Source organism: Bacillus sp. JJ1533, assembly GCF_036965045.1.
Classification (GTDB): domain Bacteria; phylum Bacillota; class Bacilli; order Bacillales; family Bacillaceae_L; genus Ferdinandcohnia.
Genome location: NZ_JBALOV010000057.1, coordinates 1 through 14808, shown reverse-complemented (window position 1 = coordinate 14808; position 14808 = coordinate 1). Strand labels below are relative to the sequence as shown.

At 35.8% G+C, this 14808-nt stretch carries 14 protein-coding genes and 3 pseudogenes; 5 read left to right on the top strand and 12 right to left on the bottom strand.

Annotated elements, in window-relative coordinates; genetic code table 11:
* Nucleotides 1–36 precede the first annotated feature (36 nt).
* A complete protein-coding gene (locus tag V7138_RS24300; RefSeq protein WP_335402499.1) occupies nucleotides 37–468 on the top strand; it encodes a DUF2621 domain-containing protein in 432 nt (143 codons plus the stop codon).
* A 27-nt stretch (nucleotides 469–495) separates the two neighbouring features.
* On the opposite strand, the gene V7138_RS24295 is transcribed toward V7138_RS24300, so the two are convergent.
* From V7138_RS24295 to V7138_RS24285, 3 genes are all read right to left on the bottom strand, one after another.
* The gene (locus tag V7138_RS24295) at nucleotides 496–921 is read right to left on the bottom strand and encodes a CcdC family protein (protein ID WP_335402529.1); all 426 of its coding nucleotides are present in this window, start codon (nucleotides 919–921) and stop codon (nucleotides 496–498) included.
* A 119-nt stretch (nucleotides 922–1040) separates the two neighbouring features.
* Nucleotides 1041–1400, bottom strand: coding sequence for a response regulator (locus tag V7138_RS24290; RefSeq protein ID WP_335402497.1), 360 nt, complete (start codon nucleotides 1398–1400; stop codon nucleotides 1041–1043).
* Nucleotides 1401–1445: 45 nt separating this feature from the next.
* Complete coding sequence (locus V7138_RS24285) at nucleotides 1446–2153, bottom strand: cytochrome c biogenesis protein CcdA (RefSeq protein ID WP_335402496.1); 708 nt, start codon at nucleotides 2151–2153, stop codon at nucleotides 1446–1448.
* A 215-nt stretch (nucleotides 2154–2368) separates the two neighbouring features.
* On the opposite strand from V7138_RS24285, the gene V7138_RS24280 reads away from it, so the two are divergent.
* Nucleotides 2369–2542, top strand: a complete 174-nt coding sequence (locus V7138_RS24280; RefSeq protein WP_335402494.1) for an aspartyl-phosphate phosphatase Spo0E family protein — start codon at nucleotides 2369–2371, stop codon at nucleotides 2540–2542.
* A 12-nt stretch (nucleotides 2543–2554) separates the two neighbouring features.
* Here V7138_RS24280 and V7138_RS24275 read toward each other — a convergent pair whose 3' ends face one another.
* Together V7138_RS24275 and V7138_RS24270 are read right to left on the bottom strand one after the other, a co-directional pair.
* Entirely contained in the window at nucleotides 2555–4339 is a 1785-nt protein-coding gene (locus V7138_RS24275; protein WP_335402493.1) for an ABC transporter ATP-binding protein, read from the bottom strand.
* Between the two features lie 3 nt (nucleotides 4340–4342).
* Nucleotides 4343–6091 carry an ABC transporter transmembrane domain-containing protein gene (locus V7138_RS24270; RefSeq protein WP_335402492.1) on the bottom strand — a complete coding sequence of 583 codons (1749 nt, stop codon included), beginning with the start codon at nucleotides 6089–6091 and terminating at the stop codon, nucleotides 4343–4345.
* A gap of 167 nt (nucleotides 6092–6258) precedes the next feature.
* On the opposite strand from V7138_RS24270, the gene V7138_RS24265 reads away from it, so the two are divergent.
* Nucleotides 6259–6648, top strand: a complete 390-nt coding sequence (locus V7138_RS24265; RefSeq protein WP_335402490.1) for a VOC family protein — start codon at nucleotides 6259–6261, stop codon at nucleotides 6646–6648.
* A gap of 55 nt (nucleotides 6649–6703) precedes the next feature.
* On the opposite strand, the gene V7138_RS24260 is transcribed toward V7138_RS24265, so the two are convergent.
* From V7138_RS24260 to V7138_RS24245, 4 genes and pseudogenes are all read right to left on the bottom strand, one after another.
* Complete coding sequence (locus tag V7138_RS24260) at nucleotides 6704–7411, bottom strand: DUF421 domain-containing protein (protein WP_335402489.1); 708 nt, start codon at nucleotides 7409–7411, stop codon at nucleotides 6704–6706.
* A 276-nt stretch (nucleotides 7412–7687) separates the two neighbouring features.
* Nucleotides 7688–7804: pseudogene (locus tag V7138_RS24255) on the bottom strand (YneF family protein); the annotation flags it as partial.
* 745 nt (nucleotides 7805–8549) lie between these two features.
* Complete coding sequence (locus V7138_RS24250; protein WP_335402488.1) at nucleotides 8550–9137, bottom strand: hypothetical protein; 588 nt, start codon at nucleotides 9135–9137, stop codon at nucleotides 8550–8552.
* A gap of 18 nt (nucleotides 9138–9155) precedes the next feature.
* Nucleotides 9156–9422, bottom strand: a complete 267-nt coding sequence (locus V7138_RS24245) for a hypothetical protein (protein WP_335402486.1) — start codon at nucleotides 9420–9422, stop codon at nucleotides 9156–9158.
* A 382-nt stretch (nucleotides 9423–9804) separates the two neighbouring features.
* Between V7138_RS24245 and V7138_RS24240 the strand changes: the two genes are divergently transcribed.
* On the top strand, nucleotides 9805–10338 hold the full coding sequence (locus V7138_RS24240) for a hypothetical protein (RefSeq protein ID WP_335402484.1): 534 nt from the start codon (nucleotides 9805–9807) through the stop codon (nucleotides 10336–10338).
* A 94-nt stretch (nucleotides 10339–10432) separates the two neighbouring features.
* Here V7138_RS24240 and V7138_RS24235 read toward each other — a convergent pair.
* Nucleotides 10433–10696, bottom strand: a pseudogene (locus tag V7138_RS24235) (GNAT family N-acetyltransferase); the annotation flags it as partial.
* A gap of 175 nt (nucleotides 10697–10871) precedes the next feature.
* Here V7138_RS24235 and V7138_RS24230 point away from each other — a divergent pair.
* Nucleotides 10872–11900: pseudogene (locus tag V7138_RS24230) on the top strand (IS3 family transposase); the annotation flags it as partial.
* Nucleotides 11901–12168: 268 nt separating this feature from the next.
* Here the strand turns inward: V7138_RS24230 and V7138_RS24225 are convergent.
* Together V7138_RS24225 and V7138_RS24220 are read right to left on the bottom strand one after the other, a co-directional pair.
* Nucleotides 12169–13101: a right-handed parallel beta-helix repeat-containing protein gene (locus V7138_RS24225; protein ID WP_335402482.1), complete on the bottom strand. Its 933-nt coding sequence runs from the start codon at nucleotides 13099–13101 to the stop codon at nucleotides 12169–12171.
* Between the two features lie 328 nt (nucleotides 13102–13429).
* Nucleotides 13430–14431, bottom strand: a complete 1002-nt coding sequence (locus V7138_RS24220) for a G5 domain-containing protein (RefSeq protein ID WP_335402480.1) — start codon at nucleotides 14429–14431, stop codon at nucleotides 13430–13432.
* Between the last annotated feature and the right edge of the window lie 377 nt (nucleotides 14432–14808).

Below are 14808 nucleotides of genomic sequence, written 5' to 3'. Positions count from 1 at the left end.
AATAAGGTATAATGAACCATTGAGGTGAACATTTTCATGCAGCAGTTATCTGGATGGTTTTTATGGTTTATTTTAATTTGGGTATTCTTATTCATTACACTTCTAGCAATTGGCGGCTTTTTTATGTTCCGAAAATTTTTGAAGAAGCTTCCAAAGGAAGATGGAATGTCAGATTTAGATTGGCAGGATTATTACATAGAACAAACCCGGCATATGTGGCCAAGCGATCAGAAGGCATTATTAGAGGATTTAGTACAACCTGTTCCAGAACTTTTCCGTGATGTGGCCAGACAAAAAATCGCTGGTAAAATTGGAGAACTTGCATTATCTGAAAAAGCAAAACAGATTACGCAGGATTTAGTTGTTCGAGGGTATATCATCGCCACTCCGAAGCGGGATCATAAATTTTTAGTAAAGACATTAAAAGAAAAACAAATAGATATAACACCTTATCATGACCTATTTTAAAAACACTCGGCAAAAATGCCGAGTGTTTTATAGAGTTGACGCAAGTTTTTTATACTTTACATACATCGCAATCCGCCATGGGACAATCATCGCGAAAGCAAGAATCCAGAACATCCCACTTAATGCTCCAAAATCAATGGTTGTACTTAATACCGATTTTAATACAAGCCGTATGGCCAACAACCCTACTAAAATATAAATAAATGCTTTTGACCTTTTTAGATAGATTTCATTGTCTCTTATTTCAAATGAGGAAGTTTTAATTAATAGGATGGAAAAAAGCATCCCAATGACCACAGCCTCTAAAATTTCAAGTGGCGTTACACGGAACATCGGATGTACGAACATCAGTGCTCCTGTACTCATAAAAACAGGTGGTAATATGATTTTTTTTACAGATGCAGGTTTTTGAGAAGACTTTGTTCTTAAAAAGGTTACGAAGATCGCCATCATAATTGCGACAATCGAAGATGCAATAACCAAATAAATCAGTCCTTTTACTAATCGTCTAAAAATTTAATATATATCCAAACGAAACCCATTTAAGATGATTTTCTTAAATGGGTTTACACTTAATTTAACACTCTATTAATCGCTTCAACAACCCTGCTTTCATCGAACGGTTTTACAATATAATCCTTTGCGCCAGCTGAGATTGCATCCACGACCATTTTTTGCTGCCCCATCGCAGAACACATGATAATACGTGCCTTGGGGTCAAATTCTTTAATCCTTTTAACAGCATCAATGCCATTCATTTCCGGCATAGTAATATCCATTGTCACTAGATCTGGTCTTGTTTCTTTGTATTTCTCAACAGCTTCAAGTCCATTTTCAGCTTCAGAAACCACTTCATGATCTGCTTTAACTAATATGTCTGTGAGCGTAAGTCGCATAAATTTCGCATCATCCACTACTAAAATTCTAGCCAATGTACTGGTCCTCCTTGAAAAACACTTGTCTGGTAACTTATTCGACTAAAAACCCGTAAATCCTCCAAAGAGTGCAGTTGCATATGCAATTATTTTTGTCATCCAGTCAAAATACAGTATAACTCCCATAATAATCATTGCATATCCACCAATTTTTACTATCTTTATACTGTTGCTTCGAATCCATTGTAGGCGTCCAATAAAAAATGAAAGCACTAGGAATGGAATCGAGAATCCTAAGGAATACATTACCATATAAAGCATGGCCGAATCTGGATTTGTTCCCGCAAGCGCGATAACAGACATTAAAATGGGTCCCATACATGGTGTCCAACCTGCAGCGAATGCCATTCCGATAAAAACGGAACCGGCATATCCTGCTGGACGATGTTTGAATTCGATTTTCCGATCCCTCATTAAGAACTTTGGTTTAATAATTCCAAGTATAAAAAGACCAAAGAAAATAATAAAAATGGCTCCGATTTGACGAATTAAATCTTTATAATCACTAAAAATTTGACCTAAGAAGGATGTTCCAAAGCCAAGCATCACAAAAATAATCGAAAATCCAATTAAAAAGAAAATCGTATGTAAAATACTCCGTTTTTGCAACATTGCATTATCTGATTTTAGTTCGCTAACAGATGCTCCTGTTATATACGATAAAAATGCAGGATATAACGGTAAACAACATGGTGAGATGAAGGATAAAAATCCGGCACCAAAAGCAAGGAACACATTTACATCTGCCATTTTAACAACTCCTAAAAATTGATGATTCATTACCATTCTAGCAAATATACAATCATATTCATAATTTTTAATATGAACGTTTTGTGTCATACGGTTATTTACGAATTGAATATATTTCCAAAGAAGTTCCTTACCTACCATTTACCATTATATGTTATACTATAAATTAACTTGTCCATAATGAACATAAAAAACGAACGAAGGGGTTTTACCTTGTGTCTAAAGAACAACTTCTACTAAAAATTGAACAAAAAAGAACGGAACTGGTTGAAATTGTCTTGAAACACGGTTTTACCGCTACGGCCACCATTCAAGTAAGCCAAGATTTAGATCATCTTTTAAATCAATATAATACAGGAAGAACACAGAAAAGCCTCTCAAATTCATGAGAGGGCTTTTTTTTACATGACAGCTTTTTCAACATGATCTACACTACCATTCTGTAGTAAGAACATTTTATAATATAATCCCTTTTGTGCTAATAACTCCTGATGTGTTCCTCTTTCAACGATTTCCCCTTGATGCAATACTAATATTAAATTAGCATCTTGAATCGTCGACAAACGGTGGGCAATGGCAATTGTTGTTCTTCCCTGCCTCATTCTTTCAAGCGCCTTTTGAATTTCTTCCTCTGTTTCCGTATCGATATTTGCAGTAGCTTCATCAAGAACTAAAACTTTCGGATTAGTTACGATTGTACGTGCAAATGCCAATAGCTGTCTTTGACCACTTGAAAAGGTGGAGCCGCGTTCAACTACCTGATAATCGTAGCCACCTTCCAGTTTATTAATAAACTGATCGGCTTGAACGAATTTAGCTGCCTCTTCGATATCCTGATCCGTAATATCCGGATTGTTTAAACGAAGATTTTCCTTTATCGTCCCGACAAATAAGAATGGATCCTGAAGCACGAGTCCTATTTTTTGGCGTAGTTCGTTATTTTCATAGGAATGAATGGAATGTCCATCAATTAAAATATCTCCACGTTCAATTTCATAAAATCTCATTAATAAATTAATGATGGAACTTTTTCCACTCCCTGTATGTCCGACTAGTGCGACGGTTTCTCCTTTTTTAGCGGTAAACGAGATATTTTTTAAGACATCTCGCCGTCCATCATAGGAAAAGCTAACATTTTTAAATTCAATTTCTCCTTCTACAATCGATGGGTTTTCATCCCCCACCGTTTGAGGTGCCAATTCATCATGATCAAGAAGTTCGAAAACCCGCTGTGAAGCAACTACTGCCTGTTGAAGTAGCGATAAACGCATCATCATATGATTCACAGGCTCGAAAAATCGCTCCAGATAATTTACAAAAGCATAAAGGACCCCTATTTCTATCGGGCTTTCAAGTGCAGATATTCCAAAAAAGCTTAACACTAAAATAATCGTCACGATGTATATAAAATCAACGGCTGGTCTTAATAGCAGTCCATCAAGCTTTATATTTTTAATTCCCGCTTGATAATGGGCATCATTGATCTCTGCAAATTCACGTCGCAGTCTTTTTTCTTGACGGAATACCTGGATGATTGCCATACCTTGAAGTGATTCATTAAGTTTTGCATTCAGTTGACTAAGTCTTTCCCTCATATCATGGTAATATTTTGAGCTGAATTTTCGATATGTTTGCATCAATATAAATAAAATCGGAATTAACACCAAACAAAAAAGTGCCAGTTGAACGTTCAGATAGAACATCGCAATAAAAACACCGATTAAAAACACACCATTTTGCACGAACGTAGCGACAACCTCGACAAACATATCCTTAATTGCCTCCGTATCATTCGTTACCCTGGACACAATGCTTCCACCTGGTGTTTTATCAAAATATTTCAACCCTAACCTGTGTACCTTGGTGAAAACCTCTATTCTCATTTCACGAATAATTTTCAAGGCTATTTCCTGAAACTTCACGAGTTGAATATACTGAAGAATCACCTTTGTAATATGAATAAAAAGGTAAATTGCCCCTAAGTATACTAATGGTTGAATTGGGAGATAGCGTGGCGTTAAATAGTCATCAATAAATATTTTAATTAAGATCGGACCAACAATGTCTGCTAGAGTTGCTATTAATAGCAACACAAATGCAAATATGAATTCTTTTGTATAAGATTTTGTATAAGATAGGAGTCTTATTATCGTACGCCTTTGTTCTTTTTTTGACATATTGTTCATGCTTTACCCTCCGTGCTCAACAAGTGATTCAAGCTGTTGGCGATGATACATATCACGATACCATCCTTCTTCTTCCATAAGCTCATCGTGTGTACCATGCTGAGCGATCCTACCATCTTCAAGTACGAGAATGTGATTTGCGTGCTGAATCGCACTTAAACGATGTGACGTAATGAACGTTGTTTTTCCTTCTCTATTCTCTCGCAGGGCACGTAAAATTTCCTCTTCCGTCTTTGCATCAACCGCCGATAACGAATCATCAAGAATTAAAATTTCCGGGTTGATTAATAGTGCCCTGGCAATCGAAATTCGTTGCTTTTGTCCTCCTGATAATGATACTCCTCGCTCCCCAACGACCGTTTCATATCCATCAGTGAACTGTAAAATATCCTCATGAATATTGGCAAGCTTTGCTGCCTCTATTATTTCTCTCATAGATGCATCGGGCTTAGCAAATGCAATATTATCCGCAACCGTTGCAGAAAAAAGAAAATGATCCTGCGGAACATAACCGATTCCTTTACGCAGTGCATCTAATGTATAGGCTTTAATCTCTTTTTCACCAATGATAATATGACCTTCATAACCTTCTATTTCACGAATGAGTAATTTTAACAATGTCGTTTTGCCTGCCCCCGTTTTTCCAACTATCCCAAGTGTTTGCCCCCGTTTTAAGTTAAAATAGATCCCCTCAAGCATTTGTTTTGAGTCCCCTGGGTAAGAAAATTGAGAAATGGAATACTCAATATCACCAGTTGGAGTCATTTCGCTTGCATTCTCACAATCTACTATTTCCATTGGTTCAGCAAGAAGACTTGAGACACGGTCATAGGATGCTCTTCCCCGCTCCACGATATTAAATAGCCAACCAAAAGCGAGCAACGGCCATATAAGCAGCCCTAAATAAGTCGTGAACGTCACTAATTCTCCGAGCGTCATTTCTCCTGCAAATACATATCTAGAACCAAAAACAATGGCTAAAAAGAAAGAGATTCCTACGATTAATGAAATCGTTGGATCGTACAGCGCATCGACCCTTGCAACGGAAAGATTTTTTTGAACCACATCCTCTGACTGTTTACGGAATGATTCAATATCTTCCTCTTCTTGACCAAAGGTTTTAATGACTTTTATTCCACTGACGCTCTCCTGAACTTTATCATTTAGGCTTGAGAATGCTTCCTGTGCCTTGTGAAAATGTCTATGTAATAGTGTTCCATAATAGTTAGTTGATAGAGCCATAAACGGTAATGGAATCAGACAGATTAAGGTGAGCTTCCAGTTTATAGTAAAGGCCATTGTTAAAAGTACGAATCCACCTGTAGCAAGTGAGTCGACTAACGTTAGTACACCTGATCCAGCCGTTTGCTGAATCGCCTGTAAGTCATTCGTTGAATGGGCCATCAAGTCGCCAATTCGTCTCTTTTGAAAAAAGTTCTGAGACATTTTCGTAAAATGCTCATATAGCCGATTCCTTAGTAATCTCGCTAATTTTACAGATGAACCAAAAATCATGATTCTCCAAAAGAACCGAACGATATAAACAGTACATGCCGTTACGAACAAAATGGCCAGCCATTTAAATAATATTTCTTTCGTTAGTGTTCCTTGTGCTATAAAATCTACGGTCATACCAATTACTTTGGGTGGAACAAGCTCCAGCAAAGCAACAATTAACAATAAGAAAATACCCGTAATATATGATTTTTTTTCTTGTTTAAAAAACCACATTAAATCCTGAAAGATTTTCATCCCTTTTTCCTCCGAATGACGAAATAAGTGCTATAATAGTTTACCAAATTTTTATAATAGTAGGAAGATGGAGCCAATCTCTTTGTAATAAATAATCAAAAATCATTATATTTTTCCAAACTATCCACTATAATTATCCTTAGAATTATTAATTGAGGTGAAAGTAGATGATCAAGTATAAGGAGCTTCATCATGTGAGTATAACAGTAACGAATCTTGAAAAAGCGAAGGATTTTTATAGCAATATTCTCTGTTTACAAGAAATTGAACGACCAAATTTTGATTTCCCTGGTGCTTGGTATGAGGTTGGTAATCAACAATTACATTTAATTGTCCTTCCAGAATCCCAAACGATTCGAAAGGATAAAAGCATCAGCAGCCGTGAGGGTCATTTCGCATTAAGAGTTGAAAATTATTATGACACCCTTAATTGGCTTTCAATGCATAATGTAACAGTACTCGAAAAACCAGATAGTGTTAGCGGATTTGCTCAAATTTTCTGTGCCGACCCTGATGGAAATTTAATTGAGTTAAACGTCGACCAAAGGGATTTATAATCGAATATAAAAAAAGGACCCTTCTTTATTCGGGTCCTTCATTCTGAAAAGTATGTTAATTATCTTTTCCTGGCTCGTAGTAATGAGGATCATTTTTATGATTTTGTATGTCATTGTTGTCGATAAATAACTCTCCATTTTCAGAATAGGTGGCTAATATAATGTTTTCAACATTTTCCCCCGCCTTTTCTACCTCTTTGATGAGCCAGCTTTGCTTTAATTGTAGATATTTTAAATTATGGTAAATAATTTGACCATCCATTATTAGTGGAATAGGAACATACTCTTTCTTAATCCTTAAAAGTAAATCATTGGGCTGAACTGGACGATATTCTGATTTGGGGATAACGCTGATACTCCCCGTTTCCTCCATAGAAGCCATGGCAATATTTTGCGTATCCGTATATCCCTTAACCCTTAAATGTGATAAAAACTCATTCATTGGCATCCTTACTTTTTTTAGCCCTTTTCGGTCAATATCCCCATTACGAATTAAAACTGTAGGTCTTTCATATAGAATCCACCTTAATTTGTTATGTAAGGATAAACGAATTAATACTTTATAAAAAATTACAATTATAACAGCATATGTTAAGGCTTTTCCAATATTATCATCCTCTACAGGCATACTAATAATATTTGTTAAAACAAATATATACAATAAATCGAAAGAATGCATTTGAGATACAGCCTTTTTTCCTGTTACCCTTAACAACAAGTATCCTGCTGTAAACACAATAAGTGCACGAAAGATTATTTCCAAATTTGCATCTCCCCTAATAATCCATTGTTATTAGAGTTATTTTGTCCAAATATTGACGATACAAATATGAATCATTATCCTGTACAAAGCTGAATGCTAGCTATGGCTATTGCATTATTTTACATCGTTACTTATACGATTCTCCTAACCCACCATTAGCTTGACAATTATAAATATAACATCTTCCATTAACACAAAAAGACCACCTTTCAACTGAATCTTTTTCCAGTAAAAAAGCGGTCTTTGTGAATTCTAGAAAGTTAAATCAAATGTTTTTTATTGCTTGTCCATTTGACCGTTCATAGCTTTTAGCATTTGATTGATCTTCTTCTGAGATGGTTTCATACCCATTTGCATCATCATCACTTTTAGCATTTGCTCATTGATTGGTGGATAAGGGTTTTACAAAAAGAGTGCTTAATCCAAATTCGTCTTTTATTTATGGGATAAGTTAACCACAATAATCTACTAGAGTCAATGAAAAACTATATATTAAATCTGAAAACATGAGATTTGGTTAAGGTTTTCATTACGCTTTGGTTAAAGTTTTCTTTGTATTTGAACTCTACCCTGTCAAGGTAGGAAAGTGAATCTGATTATAACAGTTTTGGTTAAGTGAAGTTGATATAATAGGATTTAATTTTTCAAGTTTATGATTCTAACAGATGTAATTGGGGGCAGTATGTTTGATTTTGCCCCCAACTTGCCCCCAAGATTTCTCCATGAAAATTACGCTATCCATGTGGTATGCAAGGAAAAATTAATACTTAGGCTGCGGATATCCAATTTTTGGTTTCATCGTGCTACCCCCAATCTTTATTTTAGTCAAAAGAAAAAGCACCCAGTATGAATGCCGATATATTATTCTTCTTTACCATATCTTCTTCGCATCTGTGAGGCGCTTGTTGCGATATCACCGACAGCATGGAATTGGTCAGAGAATAGAAAAATCCCCGCTACTCAGTTGTGAGCGGCAGGGATTTTGATTTGTCAGTAGCACCTTACTTAAGGTCGACGAAATTCAATTAATTATTTTTGTTCCGGATCATCTTCGGCAACCAGCGTAAGATCCTCGTGGTCATCAAAGAGGCTTTCTTGAACAGAATGACTAGCTTTAATTTTCACTTGTTCCGAGATATTAAGTGGACGTCCTTAATTCATCGAGAAAAGCTTCTTTTGTGCGGTCATGATTGTAAAATGGAAGGCCAACGATACGATAATGATCATCATCAACTAAAAGGCCATCTTCATCTTTTTCCTTAATTTGCTTCAGAAAAGCTTGTTTCCAACCCTCTTTACCATTGTCGAATTGCCCATTTGAATCTAGAAATTGACTTCCTTTCGGCTCAATAAAGAATTGCCAAGAAACATTACCAGTTTCCGCATCAATTGCAAACATGACAAAGTCTGGCTCGAAAGCATTACCTTTATCAAAACTATAAATTCTTATTGCTTTCTCATTACGAAGCAAATAGATATCAGTTAGTTTTGTTTCAAGCTCAGCCATGTGTTGTTTGATGGTTCTAACTACTATTTTTTCCTCGCTTGTACCAAAGTTATCTGTATAAGCATACCAGTCAAGTTTATCGATATCCTCGAAGATTCTGGTTTCAGTTAAGTCTTTTTGAGAAATTCCATTCTCCTTGTTGCTATTCGAATCAATAACATACTTGCGTTGAATTCTCTTCTCGAAAACATCTTTAATCTTGACTGCTTCGAATTCCAACGTTCCTTCGTACTGTTTCTAAACATTAATGTACTCATCTGCAATAGCCTGCAGAATTGCATTTGAAATAAACAGCTTGTGATCTTGAGAAAGAGTTTTTACATCTTCTTCATCACCAAAGACAATAACAGACACTTTGTTTTGAATTTCTTTTAAGAAGCCTTCCAAAGTTGGTAGTCCGACATAAGATTTATGCAGTTTCTCAAAATTAAAATCTTTATTTTTTAGGTTTACTGCTACTCTCAAAACATTGAGGGTGCCCACTTTTTCGTTTGAACTCTTCACTCAGGAACATCTTATGCTTTAGGAAAGTTTTATCATTGGTGACTATATAAATAATAAATGGAAGACCCCTGTGCCACCTTAGCCAATTCACTTATTTTTATCAGCATTTTCGGTTAAAAAGAAACAAAAAATATCTCACAAGTATTTATGTGAGTAAATGTCGCATGAATGATATGGTATTTAACTTTACACTATACCATATTCTTTATTAAGTACAAAAAATAGGAGGGAAAGCATGGCACGATTAAAGAAATCCATAAGTATACGCAATATTCTAATCATTTCGGCCGCTATCCTTATCTCCTCGATTGTCACTGCCTCGGCCGAAGAAAACAACACAGTTTACTACGCTTGTGTAGACTGGCATAATGGCAAAATCACAGTGGTAAGTGACACAGGAGATTGTGGTAAAAAAGAAACGAAAATTAGCTGGAACCAGATTGGCCCTAAGGGAGATAAGGGGGATACTGGTGCTATTGGGCCTCAGGGACCGAAAGGTGATAAAGGTGAAATCGGTGCTACTGGCACTCAAGGGCCCAAGGGTGATAAAGGTGACACCGGTGCTACCGGCAATCAGGGACTGAAAGGTGATACCGGTCCAATGGGGCCTCAAGGGCCAAAAGGTGACACTGGACTCCAAGGGCTACAGGGACCACCAGGGCCAGCTTCATCCCTCCAATTAAGTAGATATGATGCATCGAAAGTAGTTAATAGTCAGAGTTGGGAGACAGTTTTGGCTAGGTGTGGAAGTGGAGAGAAAGTGTTGTCGGGCGGATTTCTGGGCAGCAGTCGTCAAGGGGACTTGCAAATTAAAATGAGTTATCCATCAGAATCTGCTTGGGTTGTGGTAGCTCACAATGCCCATCCTTCCGAGTCAGGAAACTTATTCGCATATGCAATCTGTACTCCAAAATGAATGGAACGCAAGTGATTTTCACTTGCGTTTTTTGAATATTCTTGTGAATTAATATTCGAAGATGTGTTTTTCCCATTACGGAGTTAGGTTGTTTTTATAAAAATAAAGCCTTCAGTTCTTCGTCAAAATAGGTTCCATTTATCTTTAAAGATCGTTTATCAATCCCATAAGGTTTGAAGCCAAGTCGTTGATAAAGATTCCGGGCCAGTTCGTTGCTTGCATTGACAGATAAATAGATTTGTTCATTTCCATCAAATTCTGAAGCTTTCATGATAGCCTCCAACATCAGCCCTTTGCCAACTTCGATTCTTCGTTTTTCAGGTGTCACATACATAGCAGCAATAGTGGCTCTATGTTTTGGTTCTGTTCTCCAAAATTAACTGACCACTCCTACTAATCTATAAATGACTTTTGGGATATGTAGTCTTACTAGGATTTGAATCAGAAAAATATAATGAAAAAAGTGCCGCCTCTTTGAACTGCACCCCAATTGTTAGACACAAAAACTAACAATTGGAGGAGCAGTTTTTTATATGGCTAAATTTACATTAGAAGAAAAGTTTAATGCGGTACAAAGATATCTAAATGGTGAGGGTGGGTATTAATATATAGATAAAACAATGAATACTGCCTACTCAACGATACAAAAATGGGTTTTTCAATATAGAAATCATGGATTGGAAGGCCTGACAAATTCCTATACAAAGTATACTGGACAGTTTAAACTAGACGTATTAAATTACATGAGTGAAAATAAGACGTCTATTTATGAGACAGCTGCGACTTTTAACATTCCAGCTCCATCGACTATTTAAAATGGAAACAAACACTAGAACTTATGGGGGTAGACGCCTTGTTTTCAATAAAAAAGGGGCGTCCACAAATGGAAAAAGACACTAATAAACCTCAACCTGTAGAAGGAACAGAAGAGGCGTTACGAGCCGAAATTGAGCGTTTACGCATGGAGAATGCCTATTTAAAAAAGTTGAGAGCCTTAGTTCAAGAAAAGGAAAAATTACAAAACAAGACAAAGCGCAAGTAATTTATGAATTAAGGCATGATTTTAAAGTTATCGACCTTGTAAAAGTCGCTCGCATTAAGCGCAGTACATATTATTATTGGGGAAAACAAATGGATCGTCCAGATAAGTAAAAGGAAGTTAAAGAGTTAATTCAGGAGATTTTTGATGAACATCAAGGGCGATATGGATATCGTCGGATTACTTTGGAATTACGCAATCAGGGCTTAAAAATAAATCATAAAACAGTCCGTCGCTTGATGAAAGAAATGGGATTAAAATGCCTGTACGCATGAAAAAATATCGTTCTTACCGTGGAAAGGTGGGGAAAACTGCTCCTAATATTTTGCAGCGTGATTTTAAAGCATCAAAACCAAACGAGAAGTGGGTAACGGATGTAACAGAATTCCACCTACATGGAGAGAAACTATATTTGTCCCCTGTTCTAGATTTATACAATGGAGAAATCATTGCTTATAACATAGAAAAACGCCCTGTTTATCAACTTGTTTCAAAAATGTTGGACAAAGCTTTTGAGAGTTTAAAAAAGGGTATTCTTACTTCAACTAAACTGCTCCATTAGCTTAATAACTTCAACAAAAATAATCGATAATCCTTCTTGGACTATCGCACCCGTTAGCTGAATAAGGGAATCAAGTATATATTTACTTAATGCACATAAGGCTAACCTAGATACTCCTAAAAGGACCGCCACTTTAAATTAGTAAACGGTCTATTCCTTCTTTTTCAAATGTTAACTACTGCTGTCATCTCTGCTTTAGTCGGCGTGGTTTTGTTTATCGTCATCAAAACTATCCATCACATACTTTATTCCTATAAAACTGATTGTTCACACCATCATTATCTATGTCGTCATCGTCATTATTACAGGCAACATTCTCAACAACTTCATTGTTATTAGAGTTTAAATCTATTCCGCCATCACCGTTCTTTTTTGTTGTATTTCTAATGATGAAATTATTATCTTGATTGACCTTTATACCATCTTTTTCATTTTTGGATGAAATGTTTTTTTCAATGAAATTAAATCCGTTAGGTGTTAAGGCACCTTCTATTACTAACCCATTCCCTTCACTATCTTTAACAGTATTGTCAGAAACTATGTTATTGGTACCGGATATGGTCATACCATTTACTTTTGTGTTAGAGATTTTATTATTAATGATTCGTCCCAAACTGACTTGACCACTAATACCTTCATTCCCTACGTTACAGATAACGTTATGAAATATCAGGTCCTGTTGTCCATTTAGATTTATACCATTAGTTCCTGCGTTCTCAATCATATTATCAATTATATGATTAAAAGCAGCATTTATATTAATACCATTTTGCCCCATTTTACAAAGCTTATTTTTCCAAATAAAATGATCACCTACCCCTTGAAGTAAAATCCCATCTATACCTATGTTATTAATATTATTATTTACAGAGGAAACTACAGCACTGTCCTCTATTCTTATTCCAATTTCCAAATAATCTTGGATTTTAAACCCCTCGATTTCTATAAAGGTACTATTTGTAACGTTAAACCCGAATAGAAGTATATCATCCCCATCAAGTACTACACCTTCTTCAGCAAGAATAACTAAAGTATTTTTTGATGCAACATTGACACTCTCTTGATACTTTCCTTTTTTCACATAGATTAAATCCCCTGGCTGTGCAGCTGTGACAGCTGCTTGTATTGTGGGGAAATCTTTTGGAACAACGATAATACTCACGGTTTTTGCACCTCCTAAAAACACTGTTTTAATATTCTTATGCAAGTCCATTGTTTTTGCGAGGTACAAAAAACTATAAAAATTAAAGTTTAATCCATTATCTGGTATTTGCCTAAAGAAAAAAGCGATCCTTCTTTATTAAAGTATCGCACCCTATAGTTTAAGTACAATTCTTCAAAAACTTTTGTTAGCGAAGTTATAGGTCTGTTTAAGATACTTTTAAATATTTAACATCACAAAGACTTATGAAATGTACTAACTTTTATAATATCAAAATTTAAAAAAGATAATCCCTCTCTCGAAGGAGAAGGATCGGGTCGAATAGAGATTAGAAGTTTTGGCCAAAGCTAGTACTGTTTATGATTTGGATGTATAGAGAGTTCGCTTTTGCTGTTCCACTACCATATACCGCATTCGCCGCAGCTCGTACCGCTTTTTCTATTTTTCTTCTTTCAGATAGTCCGTATTCATATTCTTTCGCACCTTCTTCTGGCCCAAGAATTTCAATCAATTCTTGTTTTGAAGTGCCGTATGAGATATAAGCTGTACCGTTGTAACGAATCATACTTACGCCAACGCCATCAACTTGCACTCCAATAACCTCACCATAAGCACCGCCACCTTCTAGGCTGTAGAAGTTTCCTGATTTACTCATTCCTGAACCACCCAAAATGCTATGAGCTTGAGATGCAGAAAGAGTTGTTGGAGCGGCTTGAACCACTTTCGTACCTACTTTTACGATTTTATTGACAGGTTGCTTCGTTACACTTGAAGATACCACATTTTTAGATGTTAGGCTTCCATTTGTGTACGTTTCTTTATAGGTGATAGTCTTTGTTCCATTTGAACCGTTTTGTGCTACCACTTGTTTGCCCTTTTCTAAGTTAGCATCATTTTGGTACACAGTTTGGAATGGGATAGATTCCGTAGCAGTTGTTGTTTTCGTTGTAATGCTATCCTTCTTTGGAGCAGGAGTAGGTGTTGAAGTTGATTTGTTTTCAGTCTTCTTCTCTACTTTTACTGTAACAGTTGGTGTGCTTTCTGTAGATTCCTTATCAGTATCTTTAGAACTGTCGTCGTTTTCTGTTTTTGTATCATCTTCTTTTTCAGTTGTAGTTTCTCTTGTATCGGCCTCTTGCTCACTATCTATATCTGCATTTTCTAACTTAGTTCCTTCTATTCGTGCATCTTTTACATTTTCTTGCTCTTTATCTGCGATTAGCATTTCCTCTACATTTTCTTCTTTAGAACTCTGAGAATTGGCCAATCCACAAGATACTAAAACTAATAATAAAATAAGTGTAAGTAATAAAATAATTCCTTTTTTCACCAAGTTAAACACCCTTTTCTGGATTGATATCTACCTTTTTTATATCGATATAGATATCCTTTATTTTACTGGTAATTAAATCCAAAGAGTTCTTGTTTGTTAGCAGGAATTTAACTATAAGGATTGATTTTAATATCATGGGGCACTGTTTTTTTCTCCCAAAAAAGTCATTTTTTAAATATCTACCTGTCACACTGTTTTCATCTATAATTATTTTAACAGAATACCTAATAGGTGCTCCTCGAAACTGGTGGAAAGCAAAGGGTGGTATTAAAACGATAGCTAATAATGGATTAGCTTTTGCTTTTGGACCTTATTTCATAGGGAGTCTTTGGGTATTTCGTTTAACTTATGGAAAGTTTTGGTTATATACTCTT

What these genes read in the sequence shown, in the direction of transcription:
- V7138_RS24300 (WP_335402499.1), top strand. Translation starts at nt 37, where the DNA reads ATGCAGCAGTTATCTGGATGGTTTTTATGGTTTATTTTAATTTGGGTA.
- V7138_RS24295 (WP_335402529.1), bottom strand. Translation starts at nt 921, where the DNA reads ATGATGGCGATCTTCGTAACCTTTTTAAGAACAAAGTCTTCTCAAAAA.
- V7138_RS24285 (WP_335402496.1), bottom strand. Translation starts at nt 2,153, where the DNA reads ATGGCAGATGTAAATGTGTTCCTTGCTTTTGGTGCCGGATTTTTATCC.
- V7138_RS24275 (WP_335402493.1), bottom strand. Translation starts at nt 4,339, where the DNA reads ATGAACAATATGTCAAAAAAAGAACAAAGGCGTACGATAATAAGACTC.
- V7138_RS24270 (WP_335402492.1), bottom strand. Translation starts at nt 6,091, where the DNA reads ATGAAAATCTTTCAGGATTTAATGTGGTTTTTTAAACAAGAAAAAAAA.
- V7138_RS24265 (WP_335402490.1), top strand. Translation starts at nt 6,259, where the DNA reads ATGATCAAGTATAAGGAGCTTCATCATGTGAGTATAACAGTAACGAAT.